This is a genomic window from Leisingera sp. SA215, assembly GCF_055902035.1.
On record NZ_JBVVXU010000001.1, the window covers coordinates 387477 to 413032 of the forward strand.

The 25556-nt window shown below is 59.0% G+C and carries 24 protein-coding genes and 1 pseudogene; 9 read left to right on the plus strand and 16 right to left on the minus strand.

Annotation, left to right across the window (positions count from 1 at the left end; all coding sequences use genetic code 11):
- The first annotated feature begins 2 nt into the window (after positions 1-2).
- Positions 3-470: a disulfide bond formation protein B gene (locus tag AC0KW6_RS01835; RefSeq protein WP_323775873.1), complete on the plus strand. Its 468-nt coding sequence runs from the start codon at positions 3-5 to the stop codon at positions 468-470.
- 61 nt (positions 471-531) lie between these two features.
- On the opposite strand, the gene AC0KW6_RS01840 is transcribed toward AC0KW6_RS01835, so the two are convergent.
- Positions 532-957, minus strand: a complete 426-nt coding sequence (locus AC0KW6_RS01840; RefSeq protein WP_024089961.1) for an Lrp/AsnC family transcriptional regulator — start codon at positions 955-957, stop codon at positions 532-534.
- Between the two features lie 113 nt (positions 958-1070).
- Here AC0KW6_RS01840 and rocF point away from each other — a divergent pair, with 113 nt between their 5' ends.
- The 3 genes and pseudogenes from rocF (at position 1071) to AC0KW6_RS01855 (ending at position 3393) form a co-directional block, all read left to right on the plus strand.
- Complete coding sequence (rocF, locus tag AC0KW6_RS01845; protein ID WP_323775875.1) at positions 1071-1997, plus strand: arginase; 927 nt, start codon at positions 1071-1073, stop codon at positions 1995-1997.
- A gap of 149 nt (positions 1998-2146) precedes the next feature.
- Positions 2147-2350 (plus strand): annotated as a pseudogene (locus AC0KW6_RS01850) (arginine deiminase-related protein); the annotation flags it as partial.
- A complete protein-coding gene (locus AC0KW6_RS01855; RefSeq protein ID WP_474033929.1) occupies positions 2347-3393 on the plus strand; it encodes an ornithine cyclodeaminase in 1047 nt (348 codons plus the stop codon). The pseudogene AC0KW6_RS01850 and the gene AC0KW6_RS01855, both read left to right, overlap by 4 nt.
- Positions 3394-3577: 184 nt before the next feature.
- Here the strand turns inward: AC0KW6_RS01855 and AC0KW6_RS01860 are convergent, their stop codons facing one another.
- Positions 3578-4162 carry an HNH endonuclease gene (locus tag AC0KW6_RS01860; RefSeq protein ID WP_027258957.1) on the minus strand — a complete coding sequence of 195 codons (585 nt, stop codon included), beginning with the start codon at positions 4160-4162 and terminating at the stop codon, positions 3578-3580.
- Between the two features lie 228 nt (positions 4163-4390).
- On the opposite strand from AC0KW6_RS01860, the gene AC0KW6_RS01865 reads away from it, so the two are divergent.
- A complete protein-coding gene (locus tag AC0KW6_RS01865; protein WP_323775877.1) occupies positions 4391-5044 on the plus strand; it encodes a pseudouridine synthase in 654 nt (217 codons plus the stop codon).
- Positions 5045-5056: 12 nt separating this feature from the next.
- Positions 5057-5479, plus strand: a complete 423-nt coding sequence (locus AC0KW6_RS01870) for a VOC family protein (RefSeq protein ID WP_474033930.1) — start codon at positions 5057-5059, stop codon at positions 5477-5479.
- Positions 5480-5573: 94 nt separating this feature from the next.
- Here AC0KW6_RS01870 and AC0KW6_RS01875 read toward each other — a convergent pair whose 3' ends face one another.
- Positions 5574-6239: an alpha/beta hydrolase gene (locus AC0KW6_RS01875; RefSeq protein ID WP_474033931.1), complete on the minus strand. Its 666-nt coding sequence runs from the start codon at positions 6237-6239 to the stop codon at positions 5574-5576.
- Positions 6236-6832, minus strand: coding sequence for a DNA-3-methyladenine glycosylase family protein (locus tag AC0KW6_RS01880; protein ID WP_474033932.1), 597 nt, complete (start codon positions 6830-6832; stop codon positions 6236-6238). The genes AC0KW6_RS01875 and AC0KW6_RS01880 overlap by 4 nt, the downstream gene beginning before the upstream one ends.
- Positions 6833-6990: 158 nt before the next feature.
- Here AC0KW6_RS01880 and AC0KW6_RS01885 point away from each other — a divergent pair, with 158 nt between their 5' ends.
- Positions 6991-8208, plus strand: a complete 1218-nt coding sequence (locus AC0KW6_RS01885) for an MFS transporter (protein WP_474033933.1) — start codon at positions 6991-6993, stop codon at positions 8206-8208.
- Between the two features lie 62 nt (positions 8209-8270).
- On the opposite strand, the gene AC0KW6_RS01890 is transcribed toward AC0KW6_RS01885, so the two are convergent.
- The 5 genes from AC0KW6_RS01890 to AC0KW6_RS01910 all read right to left on the minus strand — a co-directional run bounded on the left by AC0KW6_RS01890 (position 8271) and on the right by AC0KW6_RS01910 (position 14186).
- Positions 8271-9047: a squalene/phytoene synthase family protein gene (locus tag AC0KW6_RS01890; protein WP_474033934.1), complete on the minus strand. Its 777-nt coding sequence runs from the start codon at positions 9045-9047 to the stop codon at positions 8271-8273.
- Positions 9037-10671 carry a citramalate synthase gene (gene cimA / locus AC0KW6_RS01895; protein ID WP_474033935.1) on the minus strand — a complete coding sequence of 545 codons (1635 nt, stop codon included), beginning with the start codon at positions 10669-10671 and terminating at the stop codon, positions 9037-9039. Before cimA ends, AC0KW6_RS01890 begins: the two co-directional genes overlap by 11 nt.
- Positions 10668-12215 (minus strand): cysteine--tRNA ligase, encoded by a 1548-nt coding sequence (cysS, locus tag AC0KW6_RS01900; RefSeq protein WP_474034208.1) that lies wholly within the window; start codon positions 12213-12215, stop codon positions 10668-10670. The genes cimA and cysS overlap by 4 nt, the downstream gene beginning before the upstream one ends.
- A gap of 300 nt (positions 12216-12515) precedes the next feature.
- The gene (locus tag AC0KW6_RS01905; RefSeq protein ID WP_323779313.1) at positions 12516-13097 is read right to left on the minus strand and encodes an outer membrane protein; all 582 of its coding nucleotides are present in this window, start codon (positions 13095-13097) and stop codon (positions 12516-12518) included.
- A gap of 243 nt (positions 13098-13340) precedes the next feature.
- Positions 13341-14186, minus strand: coding sequence for a hypothetical protein (locus tag AC0KW6_RS01910; protein ID WP_323779315.1), 846 nt, complete (start codon positions 14184-14186; stop codon positions 13341-13343).
- A 112-nt stretch (positions 14187-14298) separates the two neighbouring features.
- On the opposite strand from AC0KW6_RS01910, the gene AC0KW6_RS01915 reads away from it, so the two are divergent.
- Positions 14299-15849 (plus strand): trimethylamine methyltransferase family protein, encoded by a 1551-nt coding sequence (locus AC0KW6_RS01915; RefSeq protein WP_323779317.1) that lies wholly within the window; start codon positions 14299-14301, stop codon positions 15847-15849.
- Between the two features lie 1193 nt (positions 15850-17042).
- Here the strand turns inward: AC0KW6_RS01915 and AC0KW6_RS01920 are convergent.
- On the minus strand, positions 17043-18263 hold the full coding sequence (locus AC0KW6_RS01920; protein ID WP_474033936.1) for an acyl-CoA dehydrogenase: 1221 nt from the start codon (positions 18261-18263) through the stop codon (positions 17043-17045).
- 99 nt (positions 18264-18362) lie between these two features.
- Here AC0KW6_RS01920 and AC0KW6_RS01925 point away from each other — a divergent pair, with 99 nt between their 5' ends.
- Entirely contained in the window at positions 18363-19274 is a 912-nt protein-coding gene (locus tag AC0KW6_RS01925; RefSeq protein WP_323779322.1) for a LysR family transcriptional regulator, read from the plus strand.
- Between the two features lie 73 nt (positions 19275-19347).
- On the opposite strand, the gene phoB is transcribed toward AC0KW6_RS01925, so the two are convergent.
- From phoB to AC0KW6_RS01955, 6 genes are all read right to left on the minus strand, one after another.
- Complete coding sequence (gene phoB, locus AC0KW6_RS01930) at positions 19348-20037, minus strand: phosphate regulon transcriptional regulator PhoB (protein WP_323779324.1); 690 nt, start codon at positions 20035-20037, stop codon at positions 19348-19350.
- A gap of 3 nt (positions 20038-20040) precedes the next feature.
- Positions 20041-20751 (minus strand): phosphate signaling complex protein PhoU, encoded by a 711-nt coding sequence (gene phoU, locus AC0KW6_RS01935; protein ID WP_323779326.1) that lies wholly within the window; start codon positions 20749-20751, stop codon positions 20041-20043.
- Between the two features lie 17 nt (positions 20752-20768).
- Complete coding sequence (gene pstB / locus AC0KW6_RS01940; protein WP_474033937.1) at positions 20769-21566, minus strand: phosphate ABC transporter ATP-binding protein PstB; 798 nt, start codon at positions 21564-21566, stop codon at positions 20769-20771.
- A gap of 13 nt (positions 21567-21579) precedes the next feature.
- Positions 21580-22932, minus strand: coding sequence for a phosphate ABC transporter permease PstA (gene pstA, locus AC0KW6_RS01945; RefSeq protein WP_323779330.1), 1353 nt, complete (start codon positions 22930-22932; stop codon positions 21580-21582).
- Positions 22932-24404, minus strand: coding sequence for a phosphate ABC transporter permease subunit PstC (gene pstC / locus AC0KW6_RS01950; protein ID WP_474033938.1), 1473 nt, complete (start codon positions 24402-24404; stop codon positions 22932-22934). The genes pstA and pstC overlap by 1 nt, the downstream gene beginning before the upstream one ends.
- 110 nt (positions 24405-24514) lie before the next feature.
- Positions 24515-25555, minus strand: a complete 1041-nt coding sequence (locus AC0KW6_RS01955) for a substrate-binding domain-containing protein (protein ID WP_323783295.1) — start codon at positions 25553-25555, stop codon at positions 24515-24517.
- Position 25556 lies beyond the last annotated feature (1 nt).

Consider the following 25556-nt stretch of genomic DNA (forward strand, 5'->3'; position numbering starts at 1 on the left):
TCATGCATCGTTTTCTGATCCTCCTCGCGGCTGGCGGCTCTGCCGCGCTTTTGTTGGGTGCGCTGGGGTTCCAGTACATTGGCGAGATGGCGCCCTGCAAACTTTGCTATTGGCAGCGCTACCCGCATGCCGCCGCGGCCGGCATCGGCGTTTTGGCACTGATCATTCCGGGAGCGCTGCTGCCTTATCTGGGAGCGCTGGCGGCGCTGGCCACTGCAGGCGTTGGCGCATTTCATACCGGGGTTGAACGTGGCTGGTGGGAAGGCCCGTCCACTTGCACGTCCGGTCCGATTGGCGGCCTATCCCCGGATCAGTTGCTGGACCAGATCATGGCTGCCCCCTTGGTACGTTGTGATGAGGCGCCATGGGAAATGCTGTCACTGTCTATGGCCAGCTGGAACGCCATTGTCTCTTTTGGCTTGGCGCTGCTTTGGTTTGCGGCGGCTAACCGTGCCCGCAAACAGGGTTAACCGTCAGGTAAGCTGAAGTGAAGGCTACAACCAAATGGCATGACTGCAATATTTCCGAATTTCAGCTGTCTTTTTTTGTCGCCAGCAGCAGGTTCGTCTCGCTGCTCACAATCCCCTCGAAGGTGCGGATCTTTGCCAAAGCCGTGTCTAACGTTTCCAGTGTTTCGGTGCCAAGCTCCACAATCAAATCCCAGCGCCCATTGGTGGTATGAATTGCCCGGACTTCTGGAAGCCCCTGCAACTGCCGGGTGATCCGGTTGGTGCCGCGGCCTTCGATCCCGATCAGCATCAATCCCCGGACCGGATCCCGCAGCACGTCTTCTTTCAGCACTACGGTAAACCCCAGAATATCCCCGCGCGCCTGCAACCGCTCAATCCGGGCCCGCACCGTGGTGCGCGACAGGTTCAGCTCAAGTGCCAGATCTGACAGCGACGCCCGCGCATTATGCCGAAGAGCTGACACCAGCCGCTCATCCGTTTTGTCCATTTTCCACTCCAATTCGACCATCCACTGACCTTTATGAGCAAAATGTATGCTGGAATCTATCTCATATCGGAGGTTTCTAGGAGGAAAGTTTATTTTTTTGAGAGGCCGAAACGGTGACTTCACAACATTGCATCCTAATTGGCGCGCCGGTGGACAGTGGTAAACGCCGGGCCGGCTGCCTGATGGGGCCCGACGCATTCCGGACTGCCGGGATTACTGCCGCGCTGGAAAGTCTTGGCCATACGGTTGAGGACTTGGGAAACCTGACCCCAGCCCCCTATGCGCCCGATGCCAACGACGGGCTGGTCTTTGCCCGCAATGAGACCATCGGCTGGACGTCGCGCCTTGCTCAGGCAGCTGAAAATGCTCTGGAGGGCGGCCTTCCCGTTTTCCTGGGCGGCGATCACTCGCTCTCGCTCGGCTCCGTTGCAGGTGTTGCAAACTATGCTGCCAAGGCTGGCCGCCCGCTGTTTGTTCTGTGGCTGGACGCGCATACCGATTTCCACACACCGGATACGTCGGACAGCGGTAACCTGCATGGCACGCCAGTTGGATATTTCACAGGCCGCAACGGGTTCGACGGCTTTCCTGAAGTTACCAACCCGGTGCCGCAGGAGAACGTCTGCATGATCGGGTTGCGATCTGTCGACGCCCAGGAACGGCTTGCCCTGGAAGGCAGCTCTATCTGCACCCATGACATGCGCCATATCGATGAGAACGGTATCGCCGGCCCTCTGAACCGGTTCCTTGAACAAGTCGCCGAGGCCAATGGCATGCTGCATGTCTCGCTAGACGTGGATTTCCTGGACCCCTCTGTCGCCCCGGCAGTTGGCACCACGGTTCCGGGCGGCGCCACAGTCCGCGAAGCGCATCTGGTTTGTGAAATCCTGCATGACTCCGGGCTGATGACCTCTTTGGATTTGGTTGAACTGAACCCGTTTCTGGATGAAAGGGGCCGCACAGCGCATTTGATGGTGGATCTCTGCGCCTCGGCTCTGGGCCGACGCGTCTTTGACCGCCCGACACGGAGCTACCAGTGACCAGCCTGCAGGCCCCTCCTGCGGTGGTCATAATGTGGCCGCACCAGTTCCGCTCAAATACGGAAACACAGGGCGGAAACGCCTTTCAAATACTGGCAAACAGTCTTAGCGGAACAATTTCAGCGCAGGCTCTGGCTGATTTCGGCAGCGCGGTAGTACCCACTGGCAAAAAACGCATTCTTGCACTTTCGGTCAAGGCGCTGGACGCACTGCGTCCGGAGCAGGTTGCAGAAATCGAGCGGAGCGCCGAGCCGCTGCCCTTGACCATCCCCACCATCGAAACCGCAGGCGGGTCGGTGCGCTGCATGCTGACAGGCATCCACCTCAGCCCCCGTGAAAGGACTTCCGCATGACACAGCCTTCAGAAAAAGCACTGGTGCCTTTTGTCAGCGTCGACAATATGATGCGCCTCGTTCATCACATCGGCATCGAACAGATCCTGCGGGATCTTGCAGGCTATGTCGAAGACGATTTCAAACGCTGGGAACTGTTCGACAAGACCCCGCGTGTTGCCAGTCATTCTGATGTCGGTGTGATTGAGCTGATGCCAACCTCGGACGGCGAGGCCTATGGATTCAAATATGTGAACGGCCATCCCAAGAACACATCCGAAGGCCTGCAAACTGTCACCGCTTTCGGCCTGCTGGCAGATGTCTACACCGGATACCCGGTGCTGCTGACCGAGATGACCATTCTGACCGCTCTCCGTACCGCGGCAACCTCAGCAATGGCGGCCAAGTATTTGGCGCCTAAAGGTTCAACCACGATGGCAATGATCGGCAATGGTGCCCAGTCGGAGTTCCAAACACTGGCGATGAAGGCGATTATAGGCCTGAAATCCGTGCGCCTATATGACAAAGACACTGCTGCAACCGCGAAATGTGCTCGAAACCTTGAAGGCCTGGGCATTGAGGTTGTGTCCTGTCGAACTCCGGAAGAAGCCATTGAAGGTGCCCAGATCCTCACAACCTGCACCGCGGACAAGCAAAACGCCACTATCCTGACCGACAACATGGTCGGCAGCGGTGTGCATATCAACGCAATTGGCGGCGACTGCCCGGGCAAGACGGAATTGGCAGCCGGCATCCTCGGCCGCTCTGACGTCTTTGTCGAATACCCGCCGCAAACCCGTATCGAGGGCGAAATCCAGCAGATGCCGGAAGACTTTTCCGTCACTGAGCTGTGGGAAGTGATTTCGGGTCGGAAACAGGGCCGCACCGGTAACCGGCAGATCACCCTGTTCGACAGCGTCGGCTTTGCTATCGAGGATTTTTCGGCCTTGCGTTATATCCGCGACCGCATCAAAGGCACTGACTATTTCATCGAGCTGGACATGCTCGCAGATCCGGACGATCCGCGCGATTTGTTTGGCATGCTCCAGCGCGCGAAAAACTGATTCAATGCAAAGGGCGCCCGTTCCCCCGCGGCCGCCGGCACGTCCGGCCTTTCAGTCTGATCGCCGCCTACTGCGGCGTGTGATGACAGTGTCCCAAGGGACTTGAGCGTCTGCCCTTTCAAGGCAAAAGGTATCGGCGGAGAGGCCGGAAACCATATTTTTGCAATTACTTGGGGAGTGTTCCTCAAGCGTCCAGCTCGGTGTCCCAATAGAGGAAATCCATCCAGCTGTCATGAAGATGGTTGGGCGGAAACTTGCGCCCGGTATTCCGCAACTCTTCAGCGCCCGGCCGCCGCGGCGGTTTGCGCAACGACATACCGGCCCTGTGCAGCGATTTGGAACCCTTCTTGAGGTTGCAGGGGCTGCAAGCTGCCACCACATTTTCCCAACTTGTCACCCCGCCGGCCGCACGCGGCACCACATGATCAAAGGTCAGCTCTCCCTTGCTGCCGCAGTACTGGCAGTGGAACTCATCCCTCAAAAATAAATTAAAGCGCGTGAAGGCAACGCGCTTTTGAGGTTTTACATAATCTTTCAGAACCACCACAGAGGGTATTCGGATCTCGGTACTCGGACTGTGCACCACCTCGTCATACTCTGCCACAATGGCCACCCGGTCGAGCCAGGCCGCCTTGACCGCGTCCTGCCAGGACCACAAGGATAGTGGGTAATAAGAGAGTGGCCGGTAATCCGCATTCAGTACCAGCGCGGGGTGCTGTTTCAGCGCCCCTGGAGATCTGACAAACTCTGCCCTGAAATCGCCATCCATTGTGAACGTCTTCCTCGCCCTGATCTTCCGTTTCCCGGAACCAGAGCGGGGAACCCGCCCCAGCTTATCTTGACTATATATCGTGGTTAGCACCTGACAAGCCCTGATGATCCACAATATGTCGGGAGCTGTCTAAGCTGATTCCGTGTCAGCGGGGTGACAGTTATCCACAAGCTGCTGCGGCGCGGCCCTCTTGCCTTGCCGCTGCCAGCCGCTTATTGCCCAGTCATGACCCGTCTGATCCGCTTCAACAAACCCTATAACGTCCTGCCCCAGTTCACCGACCGCAGCAGCCAGGACAGTCCGCGGGCCACGCTGAGCGGTTACATTGACTGCCCCGGCGTTTATGCTGCAGGCCGCCTTGACCGCGACAGCGAGGGGCTGATGCTGCTGACCGACAATGGCCGGCTGCAGTCCTGGATCACCGATCCGAAGCACAAGATGGACAAGACCTATTGGGTTCAGGTAGAAGGCATTCCTGACGCTCAGGCTCTCAAGTGGCTTGCGGAAGGTATTGATCTTAAAGACGGAAAGACCAAGCCCGCCAAGGTAAGGGTGATTGATGAGCCACCGGGCCTCTGGCTCCGGACGCCGCCAGTCAGAGTGCGGAAAACCGTCCCCGACAGCTGGATCGAGCTTACCCTTCGTGAAGGCCGCAACCGACAGGTTCGGCGGATGACGGCAGCGGCCGGTCATCCTACGCTTCGGCTGATCCGCTACAGCATTGGCGCCTGGACACTGGACGGGCTTGCACAGGGAGCATGGAACGATCTTGAACCGCCAAAGGTCCCAGGTCCCCCTAAGCCCTCTCGGAAGCCACCGCGCAAACCCAAGGCATCTGCGCCACGGCCGCCGGCAAGTGACAGGCCGCGGCGGCGCTGATATTCTGTCAGCATGCCATCGCAAGCCCCCGCCCCCAACGCCATTCTGGAAGCTGCGCTTTATGTGGATGATCTGGACCCGGCCGAAGACTTCTACGGCCGGATCCTGGGGTTGGAGCGCATCCAACGGATCGGTGACAGACACGTCTTCTTTCGCTGCGGAACATCGGTACTGCTGATTTTCAACGCTGCGGAAACCGAAAAACCGCCTGGTAATCCGCGCTTGCCGGTGCCGCCGCATGGCGCCCGCGGCCCTGGCCATGTGTGTTTCGCGCAGCCACGCGAAGAATTGCTTCAGATGCGTGCGCGGCTGCTGTCCGCGGGAGTGGAAATAGAGGCCGAGTTCGATTGGCCTAGCGGAGCGCATTCAATCTATTTCCGGGACCCCGCCGGGAATTCTGTCGAAATCGCCGAGCCGCATCTCTGGACCCCTTGAACTGCCGGGCTTCCTGAAAAGGCTGCTGCGCCCCGGAAAACTCACGCTTTCCGGCCAAATTTCTGAGCATGGATGTTGCGGCACGCCTGACAGTTCAGAGCCCCAGCTTATCGCGCATGAACGCCAGCGCCACGCTTAACCCATCGGGAGCTATTCCGTGGCCTGTGCCCTTTTGAATATGGGCAAAGACATCCTGAAAACCGGCTTCCTGCAACGCTTCCGCGGCGTCCGGCAAAGATTGCACCGGCACCACATCGTCCTGATCCCCATGCACCAGCAAAACCGGCATCCTGGACACGGCTTCATCCTGCAGCAGCTCAGGCGCCAGCAAGCGGCCGGAGAAAGCAACAATCCCGGCCACCGCGTCCTCGCGCCGCGGCGCAACTTGCAGGCTCATCATCGTGCCTTGGCTGAAGCCGAACAAAACAACCTGTTCCGGCAGCACATCTTCGTCCACCATCAGTGCATCCAGAAAGGCATTCAGATCTTCGGCAGCAGCTTGCATGCCGCGCATGCTCTCTTCTTCCGAAGAACCGTCGATCCAGGGGATCGGGAACCACTGAAAACCCATCGGAGCGCCGGCACAGGCCTCGGGCGCATCCGGGGCAACAAACAGAGTATCCGGTAAATGCTCGCCCAAGGGATCCGCCAGCCCCAGTAAATCGGCGCCGTTGGCACCATAGCCGTGCAGAAACACCACAATTGAGCGGATGCTCCCGGAAACCGGTGCCTTGCGGCCGGCATTGAGTACACGAGTCATCGGATCCCTTCCCTGTTCTTCGCCATCCGGTAATAGGCCCACAGGGTGCGCGCCGCAACCGATCGCCAAGGCGACCAGTCTTCGGCCATTTGCCGCAGCTCGCGGTCCGTGGGGCGGTCCGGAAGATCAAACAGCAGCCGCGCCGCCTCCTGCAAGGCCAGGTCGCCAGAGGCAAAGACATCGGCCCGGCCCAGCGAAAACATCGCATAGATCTCAGCCGTCCAAACACCGATCCCCGGGACCTCAACCAGACGTGCAATCACCTCTGCGTCCGGAGCGCCCCTTAAGGCATTGAAATCAATGGGTGCATCTGCCAGGGCCCGGGCATAGCGAATTTTCTGGCGGCTGAGGCCCGCCGTACGCAGATCATCATCAGTGGCTCGCAGAATCTCACGCGGCCCGGTGAGCTTGGCGTCTTTCATCCGCGCCCAGATCGCCTTGGCGGAGGCCACACTCACCTGCTGGCTCACAATCGCGCTCAACAGCTCGGCAAACCCGTCCGGCTTGCGGCGCAGCGGTAATGGACCGGTCAGTTTCAATGCGTCGGCAAACCGGCTGTCGTGCGCGGCCAGCCATTCCGCGCCCTCAGTCACGCAGGCGCTGCATTGGATAATCCGGCCCACTCCTGGCAGGAATGTCGGTCCGTTTGACGCCACGTTACCCCCTGATTACTGGCAGTTGAAAGAAACCGTGATCACAAGGCCAAGCCCGCTGGCTTGCTCCCGTACATATTCACGGCTACGCATCCCACATGACCATGAGCATGACCACCCCCAGCGACACAGTCGCCAAAAAAAACGTTGCCATCCTGGTGCTGGCCCAGGCACTCCTCGGCGCTCAGATGCCGATGATTTTCATTGTTGGCGGCTTGGCCGGGCAGTCACTGGCGTCAAACCCTTGCTTTGCCACCTTGCCGATCTCGCTGATCGTAGCCGGATCAATGCTGGCGGCCACTCCGGTCTCAGCCGTTATGCAGCGCTGGGGCCGCCGGGCGGGCTTTTTTGCAGGAGCGGCCTTTGGCGCACTTGGCGGACTGGTCGGGGCTTACGGTCTGTACCTTGGCTCCTTTCCCATCTTTCTGATCGGCAGCCTGCTGACAGGCGTTTATATGAGCGCGCATGGCTTCTACCGCTTTGCCGCTGCAGACACCGCGTCCGAGGCGTTCCGTCCCAAGGCGATCTCCTATGTCATGGCAGGCGGGCTTGCGGCCGCCATCATCGGCCCGCAGGTTGTAAAGGCCACCAGTCAGGCCTTTGTTATTCCATTCTTCGGCACCTACCTGGCGGTGATTGGCGTGAACGTTCTGGGCGCCGCATTGTTCCTGTTTCTGGACATCCCCAAACCACCGGCCCCCAGTGCGGACAGCCCCAAGGGCCGCAGCCGGTTGGAACTGTTGAAGACCCCGGTGATCGCAGTTGCGGTGATTTGCGCAATGGTCTCCTATGCGCTGATGAATCTTGTGATGACCTCAACCCCCCTCGCTGTGGTTGGCTGCGGTTTCACCGAAGGCAACGCCGCGGATGTTGTCACCTCCCACGTTCTGGCAATGTATGTGCCGTCCTTCTTTACCGGTCATCTGATCGCCCGCTTCGGTGTGGAAAAGATCGTGGCGGCAGGGCTGGTTATCCTTGCAGCTGCGGGCGCTGTCGCCTTGCAAGGCGTGGAAATCGAGAACTTTTTCATCGCTCTGGTGCTTTTGGGCGTGGGCTGGAACTTTGGTTTTATCGGGGCCACCACAATGCTGGCCGGTGCCCACGAAAGCTATGAGCGCGGCCGGATGCAAGGGTTGAACGATCTGCTGGTGTTCGGCGGGGTGACAATGGCCTCACTGGCGTCGGGCGGACTGATGAACTGCTCGGGCGGCAATCCGGTCGAAGGCTGGAGCGCCGTGAACATGGCGATGGCCCCCTTCCTGGTGCTGGCGGGCGGCGCGCTTCTGTGGCTGGTTATACGGCCCAAAGACGCTTGATATCGGCATCCACTGCAGAAGTGAAAGGCGCCTAAGCGGGCGCCTTTTTCATTGCAGCGAGGTTACCAGCGCCCGGTGGCGGCCCGCCACATCAAAGCCGTTCTGCGCCGGAATTCACTTTGCCCCAGGGCGCCGTTCGCAACCCTCTCCGGCTCACGGATAGCCTGTTTCAGAAACGCCTCAGCCTGCCAGCCAGCCAGTAGTGCCGCCCTGGAAGTTTTGGAAACCCCGCCGCTGTTGGAACGGGAATTATAAAGCCTGTCCAAACCCTTGCAGGCCAAAGCTTTCACGCCATCCATAGTTCCATCCAGTAAGGGGATCCGTTTTTCCGCCGTCAGATCCGGGATTGCGCGCAGCCAGTTGGCAATACCAGCGCCATAGGCGAAACCGCGCACAACGGCTTCATCGGCCTGGCCGAGAGAGGCAGCCGCCATCCACATCAGAGACCCGCTGGTGCGGTCGATGTAGTTGTCGAATTCAGCTTCATCTTCAAAGGGATCCTTGTAGATGTCCCATCTCCGCGCCTCCGCAATGCCGTCGATGCAGACAGCCAGATCCGGCTTCAGAAGCTGTCCCAGCGGCGTCGCCACATAGTGTCGGCGGACTAAGCCGCCCCCGGCAATCTCCGCACCGGCATCGCGCCACCATTGCAATCGCATTTCGCAGATCATGGTCTCTTGGCTGGCTCGAGGGGCGCGGGCCAGTTCAATATTGAAAGCATAGAGTGCAAACAGCAACGGCCGGGACTGGACCGGTGCCGCCATAGTGGCCAGAAACCGGTCCGGATCTGATTTTTGAACCAATTCCGCACAAGCGGTCAGGTCGGAATCAAACTGCATCCGCCTGCCCGGCCCTGCCGTCATGGATCAGCTTCCAGCGGATTGCGTCCAGCAGTGCCTCAAACGACGCATCAATGATGTTCGGGCTTACGCCTACGGTCGACCAGCGGTGGCCCTGGCTGTCTTCGCTGTCAATGATCACACGCGTTACCGCCTCGGTTCCGCCCTGGGTGATCCTCACTTTGAAATCCACCAGCCGCATGTCTTCCAGCTGCGCGGAATACCGCCCCAGGTCCTTGCTCAGCGCCCGCGCAAGCGCGTTCACCGGCCCGCGGTCACTACCGGTATCATCCAGTGACTCACTGACAGACAACCGCTTCTCGCCATCCACCTTGACCACCACAACCGCTTCAGAAAGGCTGACCATCCGGTTGTATTTATTCTTGCGCCGCTCGACAGTGACCTTATAGCGCTTGACCTCAAAGAATTCCGGAAGCTGGCTCAGTTCATTGCGCGCCAACAGCTCAAACGACGCCTGCGCTGTGTCATAGGAGTAACCTTCCGCCTCACGCGCCTTGATCCGTTCAAGAATCCGAACCAGCGCTGGATCGCCTTTTTCAACGTTCAGGCCTGCATCTGTCAGCCGCTTACGCAGGTTCGACTGCCCGGCCTGGTTCGACATCGGAATGACCCGCGCATTCCCGACCTTGCCCGGTTCAATGTGTTCATAAGTCGACGGATCTTTGAGAATCGCACTGGCGTGCAATCCCGCCTTATGAGCAAAGGCCGAAGCCCCCACATAAGCCGCCTGCCGCACCGGAACCCGGTTCAGGATATCGTCCAGCATCCGGCTGATCCGGGTCATTCCGGTAAGCGCCTCAAGGCTCACCCCGGTATCAAACTGGCTGGCGTAGGGCTCTTTCAACAACAGCGTCGGAATCAGCGCGGTCAGATTGGCATTGCCGCAGCGCTCCCCCAGACCATTCAGCGTGCCTTGGATCTGGCGCGCTCCGGCCTCCACGGCAGCGAGCGAGCAGGCAATGGCATTTTCTGTGTCGTTATGAGTGTGTATGCCAAGTTTCTCACCTGGAACTCCGGCGTTGACGACCGCGCTGACGATCCGCTTCACCTCAGACGGCAGTGCGCCGCCGTTGGTGTCGCACAATACCACCCAGCGAGCGCCGGCCTCCAGGGCAGCCCGGCAGGCATTCAGCGCATAGCTGGGATTATCCTTGTAGCCATCAAAGAAATGCTCGGCATCGAACAGCGCCTCGCGTCCCAGCGCCACGATATGAGCAACCGAGGCGCGGATGTTTTCCAGATTCTCCTCGAGCGTGATCCCGAGTGCATGGGTCACGTGGTAATCGTGGGCTTTGCCGACCAAGCACACGGCCGGGGTGCCCGCATTCATCACCGCGGCCAGAACGTCATCGTTCTCAGCCGAACGCCCGGCCCGTTTCGTCATGCCAAAGGCGGTCATCGTGGCGCGGGTCGCCGGTACCTCATTGAAAAAGGCGCTGTCGGTCGGGTTCGCCCCCGGCCAGCCGCCTTCGATGTAGTCGATACCGAGACCGTCGAGTGCCTGGGCGATCTGCTTCTTTTCCGCGGTGGAGAATTGCACCCCTTGGGTCTGCTGCCCGTCCCGCAAGGTGGTGTCGTAGAGATAAAGGCGGTCGCGAATCATCTTTTTAACCACTTCGCTTGTCCATCTTGAATGACGAGTTGAAAGCCAAGCTCTTTTGCCTGATCCCTTAACAGGTCAGCTTGCACAAAGTCTTTGCTCTCTCGTGCGGTTTGGTAGGCCTTCGTTATATCAGCAATGCCTTTAGAGTTGGCCTCTTCAAAATACTTGAGGCGGAATGCAGTTTCGCCATGAACCGTTCGTGCCTCCTCTAGGTAGTCACGCTGTATCTTCTGATAAATTTGCGTAATAATTCCCTGCTGAGCCGGTTCAGACGCAAATGTTCTCAACTGTTCCACCAACGAGTCGGGGCGGTAGAACGGATCGACAAACCTGTTTTGTGCATCTCCGAAGGACCGAATTGTTGAATCATCTTCGTCTGGATAGAAAGTCAACCCAAGCAATCTTGCGGACCCTTTTAGTTCGTTATGCCGTTTTTCTTTTGCCAGCTTTTGAAGAATCGAGATTGCAAAGGGAGTGTTCAAGTCTTGTTTGAGGGCATCAACAACTTCGTCGCTAACCAACTCGGCTTCCCGGTCGATGCCATAGGTTGCCCGCGTCCAGCTTTGTAAAGTGGATTGCGCTTCACGAGCCTTCTTCTCGGTCCAGTCCATCGGCTTGCGGTAATGGGTCTGCAGGAACACCAGCCGGATCACCTCGCCTGGATAGCCCTGATCCAGCAGGTCGCGCACGGTGAAGAAGTTGCCCAGGGATTTGGACATTTTCTTGCCTTCGACCTGCAGCATCTCATTGTGCAGCCAGTACTGTGCAAACTCCCCCTCCGGATGGGCACAGCAGCTTTGCGCAATTTCATTCTCGTGGTGCGGGAACATCAGGTCGTTGCCGCCGCCGTGAATATCAAAGGTCTCGCCCAGCAGCTCATACGACATGGCCGAGCATTCGATGTGCCAGCCTGGCCGCCCGCGGCCCCAGGGACTGTCCCAGCCCGGTTGTTCATTGGTGGAAGGTTTCCACAGCACAAAATCCATCGGGTTCTTCTTGTAAGGCGCCACTTCCACCCGGGCGCCGGCAATCATGTCATCAACCGAGCGGCCCGACAGCTTGCCATACTGCGCCTTCCAGCTGTCGACGGCAAACAGCACATGGCCCTCCGCCGCATAGGCGTGGCCCTTGGCGATCAGACCCCCAATCATCGCGACCATTTGGGGGATGTATTCGGTTGCCCGCGGCATATGGTTGGGCTGCAGAGCGCCAAGCTCGCCCATGTCGTCCAGGAACCACTGGGTAGTTTCTGCGGTGATATCGCCGATCGGCCGTCCGCTTTCGGCGGCGCGGGCGTTGATCTTGTCGTCTACGTCAGTGAAGTTCCGCGCGTAAGTCACTTGGTCTGCGCCATAAACCTCTCGCAGCAGACGGTAAAGCACATCAAACACGACTACCGGCCGCGCATTGCCCAGATGCGCGCGGTCATAGACGGTGGGGCCGCAGACATACATCCGCACGTTGCTGGCGTCGATCGGCTCAAAGACCTCTTTCTTGCGGGTCTTTGTATTGTGCAGCTTGATCACTGTGTCCTTGGCTCCCATGCCCGGTTCCTTTCCCATGCCCAGCCACAGACGGCCGGCATCACCCATTGCGCGCAGCGCGGGCTTAGCAACTTGTCAGAGAAATGAAAACGACAGAAACCAGCCCGCTGATATGTCAGCAGGTAATGCAGCAGATGATGATGGGGCATTTATGGTTCATGGAGGCTGCTTAGCACGGGACATTCAGCCCGCCAAGAGTTTTGCCTCAAATAGCAACAGCCGCCCGGTCCGTCCTGGACCCGGACCGGGCGGACAAGGGCGCAGCGGAACAGGAGTGCCGCGCCCAAGTCTTTGGCAGGCTTAGAACTTATAGGACGCGCGCAGCGATACCGATGTGGCATCGGCACCCACGCCGGAGTTGCCGAATTGATCGAACTCATGCTCCAGCACTTCACCGCCGATCTGCCACTGGTCGGTTACCTGATAGGCAATGCCGACACCGTAGAACTCACCGGTTTCGCTGCCCAGAGAACTGTCAGCTTCGGCTACACCGCCGGTCACATATGCAAGCACTTTGCCAAAGTCGTAACCCGCCTTCACCTTGGCGCGGGCTACCGAGTCAACAGTTGCTCCGCCGCCCAGGTTTACGTCGGTCGCATCATATTCCAGTTCACCCCCCAGAACGAAACGGCCGAAATCATGATTGTAGCCGCCATGGATACCATAGGAAGTATCGTCCCCGGTGGCGCCGTTGCTTGCGTCGGCATCAAGCTGGCCGATCTGGCCACCCAGGTAAAATCCAGTCCAGTCGCCGCCATAATCGGCCACCGGAACAGGCGCCGGGGCCGGAGCGGGTTCAATCACCGGTTCACTTAAATTGCCGGCAAAGGCCGCACTGCCCATTACGGCGGCAATAGCTGTCATAGCTACGAAACGAGTCATTCAGACTTCTCCTTTTTGCAGTCAGAGCGCAAGCTGTGCGCCGATGACTGCTACAAAAGGATTCCGCGCAGGAACTTCCAGAGCCCCAATGATCACGCCCGTTGAACTGGCAGTGACTGGCCGAAAGCCCCCTGTCGCATGCGTTTTTCCGCCGAAATCCAGAGGCCGGAAATTGCCAATCCATTGAAATCCGGCCTCCCCGATCCTAGGGCGATCTCACTCGCGCATATGCAAAGGACAAGATCAGAACCGGAAAGCGGCACTCACCGACAGGGTCTCCCCGTGCGGGCTGGCACTTCCATCCCTTGGTCCGGCCTCGTGGTGCAGCAATTCCCCGGTCACCTGCAACGTGCGGGTCAGCGGAACCCGCATGCCCAGGCCAAACAATGGACCTTGCCGGGATCCGCTGGATGTTTCCGCCTGCACCCCACCAAGGGTGACAAACCCGGTTGCGGGGCCAAAGTCATAGCCTGCATGCAACCGCAGCTGATGGGTTTCTTCCGCTTGCACAGCTGTTGTGAGAAGCCCTGACTGCTCCATCGTGACGGTGCCCGACACGATCATTCCACCCAGCTGACGACCATATGCAAACTGAAAGGAACGCCCCGCCCCGGCGCCGCCAGCTGCGGCAATAGCCCAACCCGATTGTCCAGGCTGCACTGTGCGCCATTCTTGCGCAGCAGATGTCTGGGCGATCAGGGCCGCCACTGCAAAAATTGTAATTAGGGGGCGGCTGCAATTGGCCTTTTCAATCATCGGCATGTGGCTGTGCCCTTTTGAAATGCGCTGTTTCAGTGCCCCGTCCCCAGGAGATCCAGTATAGCCGTTAATGCTTAATATTTGGTTCCCGATGCCACATTGCCAACAATGGAACAGTCTGCGAAGCGTTAACAAACGAGAATGCAGCATCAACAATACTGACATTTTAGAAAAAACAGGCGGCCGTTCAGGGCTTACGGCACAAACTCTCATTAATGAAAAATATGTCGCTTTTTTCAGCGAGGTCGCTGTTGTGCTAGAAACGGCGCAAAAGCGTGCCAAGTTGCAGGTAGTAGAACAGGAGTCCGCATGCAGGGTGAACGCTGCCATGTCAGCCTAATCTGCCGCACCATCGGTGCGGCACGGGGCCGTGCGGCAAGGGGCCGGCCTCAGTGAGTTAAATTTCAATGCTCTGACTCCCATCACTTGAAAGGCTCACACAATGAACGATCAGGCCTCCCCGTCCCGCGCTGCCCGTAGCGGCGGGCGCAACGCACGCCGCGCAGCCCGCGCTGCAGGATTGCCCGAACACCTGCGGCCGGTGCGTCCCGGCATGGAAACCACAGCGCTGAAGCTGCTCAGCCAGGCAGACATGGAAAAAATCCACCAGGCTGCCCTGACCGCGCTGGAAGAAATCGGTCTTGCCGACGCACCGCAAAGCGGCATTGATTATCTGACCTCCGCAGGCTGCATCCTGGGCGATGACGGCCGGATCCGCTTCCCGCGCGCGCTGGTTGAAGATACAATTGCCAGGGCAAACCGCTCCCTTACCCTCTTCAGCCGGGACGGCAAAACCGACCTGCTGCTGTCGGGCGGCCGGGTTCATTACGGCACCGCCGGCGCTGCGGTGAGCGTTGTTGACGTGCACGGCAAGGAGTACCGCGACTCGACCGTGCAGGATCTGCACGACGCCGCGCGCATCTGCGACCAGCTGGACAATATTCACTTTGTGCAGCGTCCGATGGTGTGCCGCGATATCCCTGACAATCTCGAGATGGACTTGAACTCCATCTATGCCACCACCGCCGGCACCACCAAACATGTTGGCGTTTCCTTTACCGAACCGGATTTTGTGAAGCCGGGCCTGGAACTGCTGCACATGATTGCAGGCGGCGAAGACAAATGGCGCGAGCGGCCTTTTGTGTCGAACTCAAACTGCTTTGTGGTTCCGCCAATGAAGTTTGCGACCGAATCCTGTGGTGTGATGGAGGAATGTATCAAAGGCGGCATGCCGGTGCTGCTGCTGTCCGCGGGCATGGCCGGGGCAACCGCCCCTTCGTCCATCGCCGGCGCCATCACCCAGGCGGTTGCGGAATGTCTCGCCGGATTGGTTTATGTCAACGCTGTAAAGCCCGGTGCGCCTGCAATTTTCGGCACTTGGCCCTTTGGCTTGGATCTGCGCACCGGCGCGATGTCCGTGGGCTCCGGCGAACAGGCGCTGCTCACTGCGGGCTGTGCTCAGATGCACAAGTTCTACAACCTGCCAGGCGGCGCCGCAGCTGGCGCATCGGATTCCAAGCTGCCGGACATGCAGGCCGGCTGGGAACAGATGTGCTCTGCTGTCATGGCAGGTCTTTCCGGCCTCAACATGGCCTACGAAGCTGCCGGAATGCATGCGTCACTGCTCGGGTTCTGTCTTGAGTCGCTGATCCTGGACAACGATTTGCTGGGTCAGGCGCAGCGGTGCGTGCGTGGGATTGAGGTGAACGACGATACCCTCGCCCTGGATCAGATGCGGGCAACCTGCCTCGGCGGACCCGGCCATTACCTGGGCACCGACCAGACCCTTGGCCGGATGCAGATCGACTATGTTTACCCGGATCTGGGCGACCGGACTTCACCCAAGGAGTGGGTCGAACTAGAGAAACCCGATCTGATCCAAAAGGCAGTTGCGAAGAAGGAGAAGATCCTGTCGCAGCGGTCCGCTGCCCGGTTCGATGCTGCAACAGACATGGCAATCCGGAAAGCGTTCAACATCCATCTCCCGGCTTAACTTGCTGCATCATATCAGGCGGACCGGAGTCTACCGGTCCGCTTTTTATTGCGGCCCGCTCAAAAAGCGAACTGCACTCCGACACCTTGGGCATGTTTGTGTTTGAAGAACTCCGCGCTTTTGAGACACCTGCTGGTTTCAGCCTCTGCCGTCGCTCGAACATTGCGTTTACCGGACGCCCGCTCCTCGCAGGCTTTCGCTTCGGGTTGCAGGCCATCACGATGCAATCGGACACATGCTGTCAGGCTCCCTTGCGGATCCGGTAGGTACACCGCCTGATCCTCTCGCGCACCAGCAGATCTAGGTAACTCTCGACGACGGCGTAGCCATGACAATTACCGTAGCAGCTCATAAAATCATGCAGTTTTGCGGGATCCCAGGAACGAGACCCCCTTCATGCTGGCGAACTGGCTTCCTCGGTCCAGACGAACTAAAAACTTGTCGCTAGGCTTTTGACGCCAGCCCGCCATGAGCAGGTCCTGAAACAGGTCCCCAGCCGTCTGTCGGCTCTGCTTTGGCCGGCCGACAGGCTTCTGGCATGGAAGATCACGACCTCCCTGGCGAAAACCACTTTGACCATCATCGGGTAGTCACCACGCCTCAAGATCGGGTAAGAAAGCGCCCATAAGCCGTTGCCACTAGGCGCCGAACCCATCCGCTAAACAAGTTGAAAAAGTTTTACCAAAACCCTTTTCCTGCGCCCCTCTGGGTGATAACCTGTTGTTAATAATGTAATTTCACAAAGATTCCTGCCCAACCAGCCATCCGCCAGGCAGAATCTACATGGCATTTCTGCAATTCGATCTTGCGAAAATGAAAAATCCACGGACGCCGTTGAAGGGCGGGCCCAGCAGCTTTGCGGAAATGCACGATTGAATAGCTCTCGCCTAATCAGGCAAAGGCCTGCACCAGCGCAAAGGAAACTCGAAAAGTCATTGCTTTACTTTGCGCAATCGCAATCCTGTCTTCGTGAAATTAACCAACGTGCACACAGCAAGTAACATTCCACCAATAAAATCAGGATCTTAATTCGGCTGCCGATTAACACTTTTGAATCCAACTTCAAACAGCCCCCCCACCGTCAGCCCCCACAGAACTTTGCAGAAATTCACGGAGGCGGCATCATTGCATAATTGCAACTCGGAATTGCGCAAATGCAGCGCGAGGCCAGTTCCCCGCGCTGCTTGGGTCTTTTAGAAAAATGCCTGCAGTCCGGTCTGCGCGCGGCCCAGGATCAAGGCATGCACGTCATGGGTGCCCTCATAGGTATTCACTGTCTCCAGGTTCACCATGTGGCGAATGACGTTGAATTCCAGACTGATTCCATTGCCGCCATGCATATCCCGCGCCATCCGGGCAATTTCCAATGCTTTTCCGCAGTTATTGCGTTTGATGATCGAGATCATTTCTGGCGCCGCATTGGCTGCATCCATCAGCCGGCCAACCTGCAACGATGCCTGCAGACCCAAAGTAATTTCCGTCTGCATGTTCGCCAGTTTCAGCTGAAACAGCTGGGTGTTGGCAAGCGGACGACCGAATTGCGTGCGATCCAGGCCATACTGCCGGGCGGCGTGCCAGCAAGCCTCTGCCGCCCCCATCGCGCCCCAGCTGATGCCGTAACGCGCGCGGTTCAAACAGCCGAACGGACCTTTGAGCCCTTGAACATGCGGCAAAAGCGCGTCCTCGCCGACCTCAACGCCGTCCATAACGATTTCACCTGTGACAGACGCACGCAGGCTGGCCTTATTTTCAATTTTTGGCGCACTTAGGCCCTTCAGGCCTTTCTCCAGTACAAAACCGCGGATCTTGCCGCCGTGGGCTTCGGACTTTGCCCAGACAACAAAGACATCAGCGATGGGGGCGTTGGAAATCCACATCTTGGATCCGGTCAGCCGGTAACCGCCTTCGGTCTTTTCAGCCCGGGTTTTCATTCCGGCAGGATCCGAGCCCGCGTCAGGCTCCGTCAGGCCGAAACAGCCGATCCATTCGCCGGTGGCAAGCTTGGGCAAGTATTTCTGGCGCTGCTCCTCGCTGCCGTATGCGTAAATCGGATACATCACCAGCGAACTCTGCACCGACATCATCGACCGGTAGCCGCTGTCAACACGCTCAACTTCGCGGGCGACCAGGCCATAAGACACATAGCCGCCGCCAAGGCCACCGTATTGTTCCGGAATAGTAGTGCCCAAAAGGCCCATTTCGCCCATCTCGCGGAAGATTTCCGGATCTGTTTCCTCGTTTTCATAAGCACTTAGGATACGCGGTTGAAGTTTTTCCTGGGCGTAGGCGCGGGCCGATGCGGAAATCATACGCTCGTCTTCAGTCAGCTGATCCTCGAGCCGCAGCGGGTCTTCCCAGTTGAAGCGGCCCAGATCCGGGGCATCCTTGGCGCGCAGCGCGGGTTTGTCGGTCATTTTATCACCTCAGTGGATCGGAATTCTTCCAAACCCTAACGGGAAGTAACCTGAAAAAACAGCGAGACTTTCGCAACAAACCATGACAAATAGTCATACATGAACGTTCCGCGGAAATTCCTGCCATCAATCTCCTCACTGCGCGCGTTGGAGGCGCTTGACCGGCTGGGCAGTGCCTCTGCAGCGGCGGAGGAACTGGCTCTGACGCAAGGCGCTGTCAGCCGCCAATTGCAGACGTTGGAACGGCAACTGGGGATGGCGCTGGTGCAGCGCGACCAGAAACGGCTGATGCTGACGTCGGAAGCGCAGGATTACGCGGCCGAGATCCGGCAGGCGTTGAACCTAATCGTGCAATCTACCTTGCGGCTGCAGGCCGCGCCGCTGGCGGGCACGCTGAATCTGGCCATTCTCCCTGCCTTTGGAATGCGCTGGCTGATGCCGCGATTACCGGAGTTTTCCCGGCTGCACCCGGATGTCACCATCAACATGTCGACCCGGTTGGAGCCGTTTAATTTTGGCACAGAACTCTTTGATGCGGCTATTCATTTTGGTGACGCATCTTGGCCTGGCACGGACTCTCTGCTGCTCAAGCACGAACAGCTACTGCCGGTCTGCGCACCACAGCTGCTGGCCGGGCGGGTAATCAGCGAACCAAAAGAAATTCTGAAACTGCCACTGCTGCATATTCAAACCCGGACTATGGCTTGGCGTGACTGGTTTGGGCAGCTCGGCATCGCTACCAATGGCGACCTGAGCGGCACGATCTATGATCAATTCGCAACCATAACTCAGGCGGCCTTGCATGGATTGGGGGTCGCCTTGATGCCGGATTATCTGGTGGAACAGGACCTGGCGACGGGCCGCCTGGTGGCGCTGCACCCGGAACCGGTGGAGACAGAAGGCGCCTATTACCTGGTTTGGCCGGAGCGCAAATCAACCGCGCCGGCGCTAAAGAAATTCCGCAGCTGGCTGGCTGGCAAGGCGCAGCCAGAGGATCCGCTGCCGCGGTGAATTTCCGCGGCGAAATAAGGGGACGCCATAACTGCGCCCCCTGTGCACCGCCTCTGCACGCCTTGAAGAACGATCAGCCGAGCGCATATCCGGCGCCGCGCACGGTGCGCACCGGATCACTGCCGCCATGCTGGGTCAGCGCCTTGCGCAGCCGCCCGATATGGACGTCAACAGTGCGGGTATCAACATAGATGTCGCGGCCCCAGACCCGATCCAAGAGTTGTTCGCGGCTCCATACCCGTCCCGGCTTTTCCATGAAAGTAGAGAGCAGTCGGAATTCGGTGGGACCCAGTTTCAACGGGTGTTCCGAACGGCTGACCTTGTGGGTTTCTGCATCCAGCACGATGTCATCATACTCCAGCCGTACCCCGACAGTGGACGGCCGCACCCGGCGCAGCTGAGTGCGCACGCGGGCCATCAGCTCAACCACTGAATAAGGTTTCACCACGTAATCATCGGCACCGGTTTCCAGTCCGCGGACCTTGTCCACTTCCTCGGACCGGGCCGACAGCATAATCACCGGAATATTGCGGGTTTCGGCGCGGGTCTTAAGACGGCGGCACACTTCAATACCGCTGAGGTTCGGCATCATCCAGTCCAGGATGATGATATCGGGCATGTCCTCCTCAACCACCAGCAGCGCTTCCTCGCCATGTTCGGCCCGCAGCACGCGGAAACCGTCAGCTTCGAGGTTATAGGCCAGCACTTCCCGCTGGGCCATTTCGTCTTCTACAACCAGAACAGTGGGCTGATCGGCAGCCATTGGTCAGATCTCCTGCGGTGTGGTTGAGGTGGTGTCGTATTTTTTGCGGTCTTCCTCCGGCTTTTCGCCGGTAACCAGATAGATCACCTGTTCGGCAATCGATGTCACATGATCCCCCATGCGTTCGGTATTTTTTGCGATGAAGTGCAAGTGCATACAGGCCGATATGTTGCGCGGGTCTTCCATCATGTGGGTCAGGAACTCGCGAAACAGGGCGTTGTACATCTGGTCCACGTCGCGGTCGCGCTCTATCACGTCCCGGGCCAGTTCCACGTCGCGTTGAATGTAGGAATCCAGCGCGTCCTTCAGCATCCGTTCCACCTCGCGCGCCATCCGTCGCAGGGCAGAGGTGCCTTCACTGATACTTGGCCCCTGGGCCAGAACCCCGGTGCGCTTGGCCATGTTTTTCGCATAATCGCCAATGCGTTCCAGGTTGCCGGCAATCTTCATCACCGAGAGAACCAGCCGCAGGTCCGAGGCGGCGGGGGAGCGCAGTGCGATCAGGCGGGCGGTTTCCTCGTTGATCAGCTCTTCCAGCCCGTCAATCGCCATATCGCCCTGACGCACGGTCAACGCCAGTTCCTCATCGCGGGTTTCCAAGGCTTGGGCAGCTTCGCGGATGGCGCTCTCAACCAAGCCACCCATTTTCATGATCCGGGCCTGGATAGCCTCCAGATCGCGGTCGAATGCCGATGCAATATGCTGTTCTACCATGTTGATATTCCTATAAATCAGCCGATCCGGCCGGTGATGTAGCTTTCGGTTCGCGGATCTTCTGGATTTGTGAAGATCTGGCCCGTGGGGCCGAATTCCACCAAGTTTCCAAGATGGAAGAAGGCGGTCATTTGGCTGACGCGGGCGGCCTGCTGCATCGAATGGGTGACGATCACCACGGAATAGGAAGCGCGGAGTTCGTCGATCAGTTCCTCCACCTGGGCGGTGGCGATGGGATCGAGCGCCGAGCAAGGTTCGTCCATCAACAGAACCTCGGGTTCGGTGGCGACCGCGCGGGCGATGCACAGACGCTGCTGCTGACCGCCGGACAGGCCGGTGCCGGGGGCGTCCAGACGGTCCTTCACCTCATCCCAGATCGCACCACGGCGCAGGGATTTCTCCACGATTTCATCAAGTTCCGCCTTATTCTTCGCCAAGCCATGGATCCGCGGCCCATAGGCCACATTGTCATAGATCGACTTGGGGAACGGGTTCGGCTTCTGAAACACCATACCAACCTTGGCGCGCAACTGCACCGGGTCGACGCGGCGGTCATAGATGTCCTCGCCGTCCAGCAGGATGTCACCTTTGACGCGGCAGATGTCAATGGTGTCGTTCATCCGGTTCAAGCAACGCAGAAAAGTCGACTTGCCGCAGCCCGAAGGACCGATAAAGGCAGTTACGGTGTTGCTCTCGATCTCGACGTTCACGTCTTTGATCGCGTGGCTATCGCCATAATAGACGTTCACGTCCTTGGCGGCGATTTTGGTTGGCTGAGTGTCCACGGTGTGTTCCATCAAGGTCATGTCGTTCATTATTATGCCCCTTTTACCAGCGGCGTTCAAAGCGGCGGCGCAGGATCACGGCCAGCGTGTTCATGGTCACCAGGAAGATGAGAAGGATGATAATGCCGCCCCAGGCGCGCTCGTAGAAGGCCGGGTCGGCACGTTTGGCCCATTCGTAGATCTGCGCGGGCATTGCCGAGTTCGGCGCCAGCAGACCGTCGGCCAGGGTTTCCGGCGCGTTGGAGGCGATGAAGCCGACCATGCCGATCAGCAAGAGCGGTGCGGTTTCCCCCAGCGCCTGCGCGAGGCCGATAATGGTGCCAGTCAGGATCCCGGGCGCAGCCAACGGCAGCACGTGGTGGAACACCGCCTGCATCTTGGACGCCCCTACCCCCAGCGCCGCATCACGGATCGATGGCGGCACCGATTTCAGCGAGGCGCGGGTGGAGATGATGATTGTCGGCAGGGTCATCAGCGTCAGCACCAGGCCGCCCACCAGCGGTGCCGAGGTCGGCAGGTGCATGTAGTTGATGAAGACGGCAAGACCCAGAATGCCGAAAACAATAGAGGGAACCGCGGCAAGGTTGGAGATGTTCACCTCGATCATGTCGGTGAGCCAGTTTTGCGGCGCGAATTCCTCCAGGTAAATCGAGGCTGCAACTCCGATGGGCAGTGCCAGCGCCAGAACTACCAGCATCATGAACAGTGAGCCCAGCATCGACACACCGATACCGGCCGCCTCGGGGCGGGCGTCGGAGGCATCTGCGCCGATGATGAAGTCAAGGTTGAATGTCTTTTTCAGCACACCAGCGTCAGTCAAAGCGTCAACAAAATCCAACTGTTCGGCCGAGATATTCTTGTCGTTGACGATGCTCTGCCGGGTCACCCGGCCTTTCAGGTAGCCGTCAACGCGGCCAGAGGCGAGGAATTTGAACTCCACCGTCTGGCCGATCTGGTCCGGGTTGGCGATCACGAATTCGCGCAGTTGGGCGGCGGCGTTTTTAGACAAGATGCCGGCCAGCGCCTTGGGTTTGAGGCTGGTCTCGATCCCCAATTCCTCAACCGCGGCAGTCATCGCGCCCTTGATGATCGGGGCATAGCCGAAGGTGGTGACTTTTCTGATGTCGGTCAGGTCGCGGTTGCCTTTCTTGTCGAGTTTGGTTTCCAGCAACTCAACCTGAAGCGTCACAAAGGTCTGCTGAAAGGCACCGGTTCCCTTGCCGACGATGGTGGTCACCAGGATCGCCAGCATAAGAAGGCCAGCAGCGATGGCCGCCATACCATACGCCTTGAACCGGGTTTCTGCGGCATTGCGTATTTGGGTATGCGGGGTTTTCTCCAGCAGCGAGCCGCCGTGCTTGCGGGGCGTGGCGGGGGATTGGCTGAGGTCGGTCATCAGTCGTACTGCTCCCGGTATTTGCGCACAATATAGAGTGCCAGGACGTTCAGGCCGAGGGTCAGCACGAACAGGCTGAGGCCCAGGGCAAAGGCTACAAGGGTTTCGGGGCTGGCAAAGTCTGTATCGCCGGTCAGCTGACTTACGATACGGGTGGTGATTGTGGTCATCGGCTCCAACGGGTTGGCCGAGAACTTGGCGATCGCCCCTGCCCCCATCACCACAATCATGGTCTCGCCGATAGCGCGGGAAGCGGCCAGAAGCACCGCGCCGACGATACCCGGCAGGGCTGCCGGAATCACCACCTGGCGCACGGTTTCCGATTTGGTAGCGCCCAACCCCAGCGAGCCGTCGCGCATCGCCTGCGGCACCGCGTTGATGATGTCGTCCGACAGCGACGAGACGAACGGAATGAGCATCACCCCCATCACCAAACCGGCAGTCAGAACAGAAGTGGCGCCCGCCATCCATTCAACGCCCAACAGGCCGCCCTTGGAAAACAGGTTCGCCAGCGCTGGTCCAACCGTCAGCAGCGCAAACAGGCCGTAAACAATGGTTGGAATACCCGCCAGGATTTCCAGTAGAGGCTTGGCAAAGGCGCGCACCATGCCGCTCGCGTATTCCGATAGATAGATGGCGGCAAACAAACCCACAGGTACCGCAACCAGCAATGCGATAAATGAGATGTAAAGAGTGCCCCACAGAAGCGGCAGGATCGACAGTTCGCTGTCGCCGCGGAAGTTGGGCGCCCAGGTTGTGCCAAAGAAGAAATCGGTCCAGCTGTGCAGGCTAAAAAAGTTGCGGGTCTCGAATAGCATCGACAGAACGATGCCGATGGTAGTGAGGACCGCCAGCGATGCGGCTAGGATCAGCAGGGCCAGAACCGCGCGTTCCACCACGTTGCGGGCGCGGAAATCCTTGTGGGTGCGGCTGTAGGCCCAGGCAAAACCGCCAAGCGCCAGCAGCGAGACAACCGCGGCCATGGCGGTCTTGCCTGTGGCAGCGAAATTGCGGAAGGCCTGTGCGGCAGACAAAACCTCCGGGCGCACGTCATTACCAAGCGCCACGCCGACCTCGCCCAGCAACGCCCGTACGTCGCTGCGGCCGCTGTCGAGGTCACGGGCGTCATTGCGCGACAACAGCCCCTGCTCCACCGCCAGATCCAGCCCTTCGGCGACCCGGCGCACGTCGCTCATCAACAGGCCCAGGGTGGTGCTTTCGGGGACGACCTCAGCAGGAATCAGCGCCGAGACGCGGTTTTCGATCAGCATTGGTTGCACCAGCAGCCAGACTACCAGCACGGTGATGGCGGGCACAAAAGCCGACAGGGCAACATGGTAGCCATAGTAGGACGGCAGGGAATGCAGCTCTCGGGCATCCCCTCCTGCTGTGCTGAGTGCGCGGGCGCGCCCCCAGTAAAACCCTGCTGCGGCCAGCGCAAGCAGGAGAACGACAAGCCAAATCGTAGGCATGGAGGGCTCCGTTGGGTGGTTGCGAAAAGGCGGCGACAGTGCCGGGCAGGCAACGAGAGCCGGGGCGGTCGGATCCGCCCCGGCGTCACTGGTTCAGGTCCGGGGCAGGATCAGGAGTTGCCGCTCATCACCGCCTCTTGGGTCACGGCTTCCTGGGTGTCCGCCAGTTCCGGATCGGCAACCAGACCGTATTCGGCCAGCGGGCCATCGGGGCCGGCAACCTCATCAGCGACGAAGAACTCGGCATATTCCTTTAGTCCGGGAATGACGCCGATGTGGGCTTTCTTGACGTAGAAGTACAGCGGGCGGGAAACCGGGTATTCACCGGTTGCAATGCTCTCGGTCGAAGGGACAACGCCGGACATGGTCGCCACCTGCAGTTTGTCGGTGTTGTTTTCATAAAACGCCAGGCCAAAGACACCAACGCCGTCCTTGTTGCTTTCGATGCGGGCCAGGGTCTCGGTGTAGTCGCCGTCGATGTCGACGGATTTGCCGTCGGTGCGCAGGGCGATACAGGCCTTTTCAGCCGCTTTCTTGTCGCCGCCGTTGGCTTCCTTGAAGGCGTCAAAGGCGCCGGTGGCTTCGCAGCCCGCCAGGATCACCTTGTCTTCGAACACTTCGCGGGTGCCGTGCTTGGTGCCCGGCACAAAGGCCTGGATGTCCACCGCCGGGAAATTCGGGTTCACATCGGCCCAGGTCTGGTTGGTGTTCTCGACCAGCTGGCCGTCGACCAGCACCTTGTCGGAAAGAGCCAGGAACCAGTCCGTCGGGGTATATTCGAAGGCGTTGGCGTTAATGTCGGAGGCAAAGACGATGCCGTCGTAACCGATACGGACCTCAATGATGTCGGTGACGCCGTTTTCCGCGCAGGCGGCGATTTCCTTGTCTTTAATCTTGCGCGAGGCATTGGCGACGTCGATGGTGTTTTCACCGACGCCTTCGCAGAACCGCTTGAGCCCCGCCGAGGAGCCGCCGGATTCAACAACCGGGGTCGGGAAGTCGAAGTTTTCGCCAAAGGCTTCTGCGACAATCGAGGCATAAGGCAGCACGGTGGACGAACCGGCAACCTGCACCTGATCGCGGGCTGCTGCTGCGGTGGCCGATACGGCGGCGATTGCCAAGGTGGAAGCGGTCAGTTTCACAAAAGACATT

Bases quoted from the DNA above. Each gene is read 5' to 3' on its own strand.
- AC0KW6_RS01840 (WP_024089961.1), bottom strand. From the start codon at position 957: ATGGACAAAACGGATGAGCGGCTGGTGTCAGCTCTTCGGCATAATGCG.
- AC0KW6_RS01885 (WP_474033933.1), top strand. From the start codon at position 6,991: ATGACCATGAGCATGACCACCCCCAGCGACACAGTCGCCAAAAAAAAC.
- AC0KW6_RS01875 (WP_474033931.1), bottom strand. From the start codon at position 6,239: ATGACTCGTGTACTCAATGCCGGCCGCAAGGCACCGGTTTCCGGGAGC.
- AC0KW6_RS01910 (WP_323779315.1), bottom strand. From the start codon at position 14,186: ATGGCAGCGTTCACCCTGCATGCGGACTCCTGTTCTACTACCTGCAAC.
- AC0KW6_RS01905 (WP_323779313.1), bottom strand. From the start codon at position 13,097: ATGACTCGTTTCGTAGCTATGACAGCTATTGCCGCCGTAATGGGCAGT.
- cimA (WP_474033935.1), bottom strand. From the start codon at position 10,671: ATGATTCGCGACCGCCTTTATCTCTACGACACCACCTTGCGGGACGGG.
- phoU (WP_323779326.1), bottom strand. From the start codon at position 20,751: ATGGTAGAACAGCATATTGCATCGGCATTCGACCGCGATCTGGAGGCT.
- AC0KW6_RS01865 (WP_323775877.1), top strand. From the start codon at position 4,391: ATGACCCGTCTGATCCGCTTCAACAAACCCTATAACGTCCTGCCCCAG.
- pstA (WP_323779330.1), bottom strand. From the start codon at position 22,932: ATGACCGACCTCAGCCAATCCCCCGCCACGCCCCGCAAGCACGGCGGC.
- AC0KW6_RS01955 (WP_323783295.1), bottom strand. From the start codon at position 25,555: ATGTCTTTTGTGAAACTGACCGCTTCCACCTTGGCAATCGCCGCCGTA.
- AC0KW6_RS01835 (WP_323775873.1), top strand. From the start codon at position 3: ATGCATCGTTTTCTGATCCTCCTCGCGGCTGGCGGCTCTGCCGCGCTT.
- AC0KW6_RS01870 (WP_474033930.1), top strand. From the start codon at position 5,057: ATGCCATCGCAAGCCCCCGCCCCCAACGCCATTCTGGAAGCTGCGCTT.
- AC0KW6_RS01860 (WP_027258957.1), bottom strand. From the start codon at position 4,162: ATGGATGGCGATTTCAGGGCAGAGTTTGTCAGATCTCCAGGGGCGCTG.
- AC0KW6_RS01925 (WP_323779322.1), top strand. From the start codon at position 18,363: ATGAACGTTCCGCGGAAATTCCTGCCATCAATCTCCTCACTGCGCGCG.
- phoB (WP_323779324.1), bottom strand. From the start codon at position 20,037: ATGGCTGCCGATCAGCCCACTGTTCTGGTTGTAGAAGACGAAATGGCC.
- pstB (WP_474033937.1), bottom strand. From the start codon at position 21,566: ATGAACGACATGACCTTGATGGAACACACCGTGGACACTCAGCCAACC.
- AC0KW6_RS01920 (WP_474033936.1), bottom strand. From the start codon at position 18,263: ATGACCGACAAACCCGCGCTGCGCGCCAAGGATGCCCCGGATCTGGGC.
- AC0KW6_RS01855 (WP_474033929.1), top strand. From the start codon at position 2,347: ATGACACAGCCTTCAGAAAAAGCACTGGTGCCTTTTGTCAGCGTCGAC.
- AC0KW6_RS01890 (WP_474033934.1), bottom strand. From the start codon at position 9,047: ATGCAGTTTGATTCCGACCTGACCGCTTGTGCGGAATTGGTTCAAAAA.
- pstC (WP_474033938.1), bottom strand. From the start codon at position 24,404: ATGCCTACGATTTGGCTTGTCGTTCTCCTGCTTGCGCTGGCCGCAGCA.
- cysS (WP_474034208.1), bottom strand. From the start codon at position 12,215: ATGGGAGCCAAGGACACAGTGATCAAGCTGCACAATACAAAGACCCGC.
- AC0KW6_RS01915 (WP_323779317.1), top strand. From the start codon at position 14,299: ATGAACGATCAGGCCTCCCCGTCCCGCGCTGCCCGTAGCGGCGGGCGC.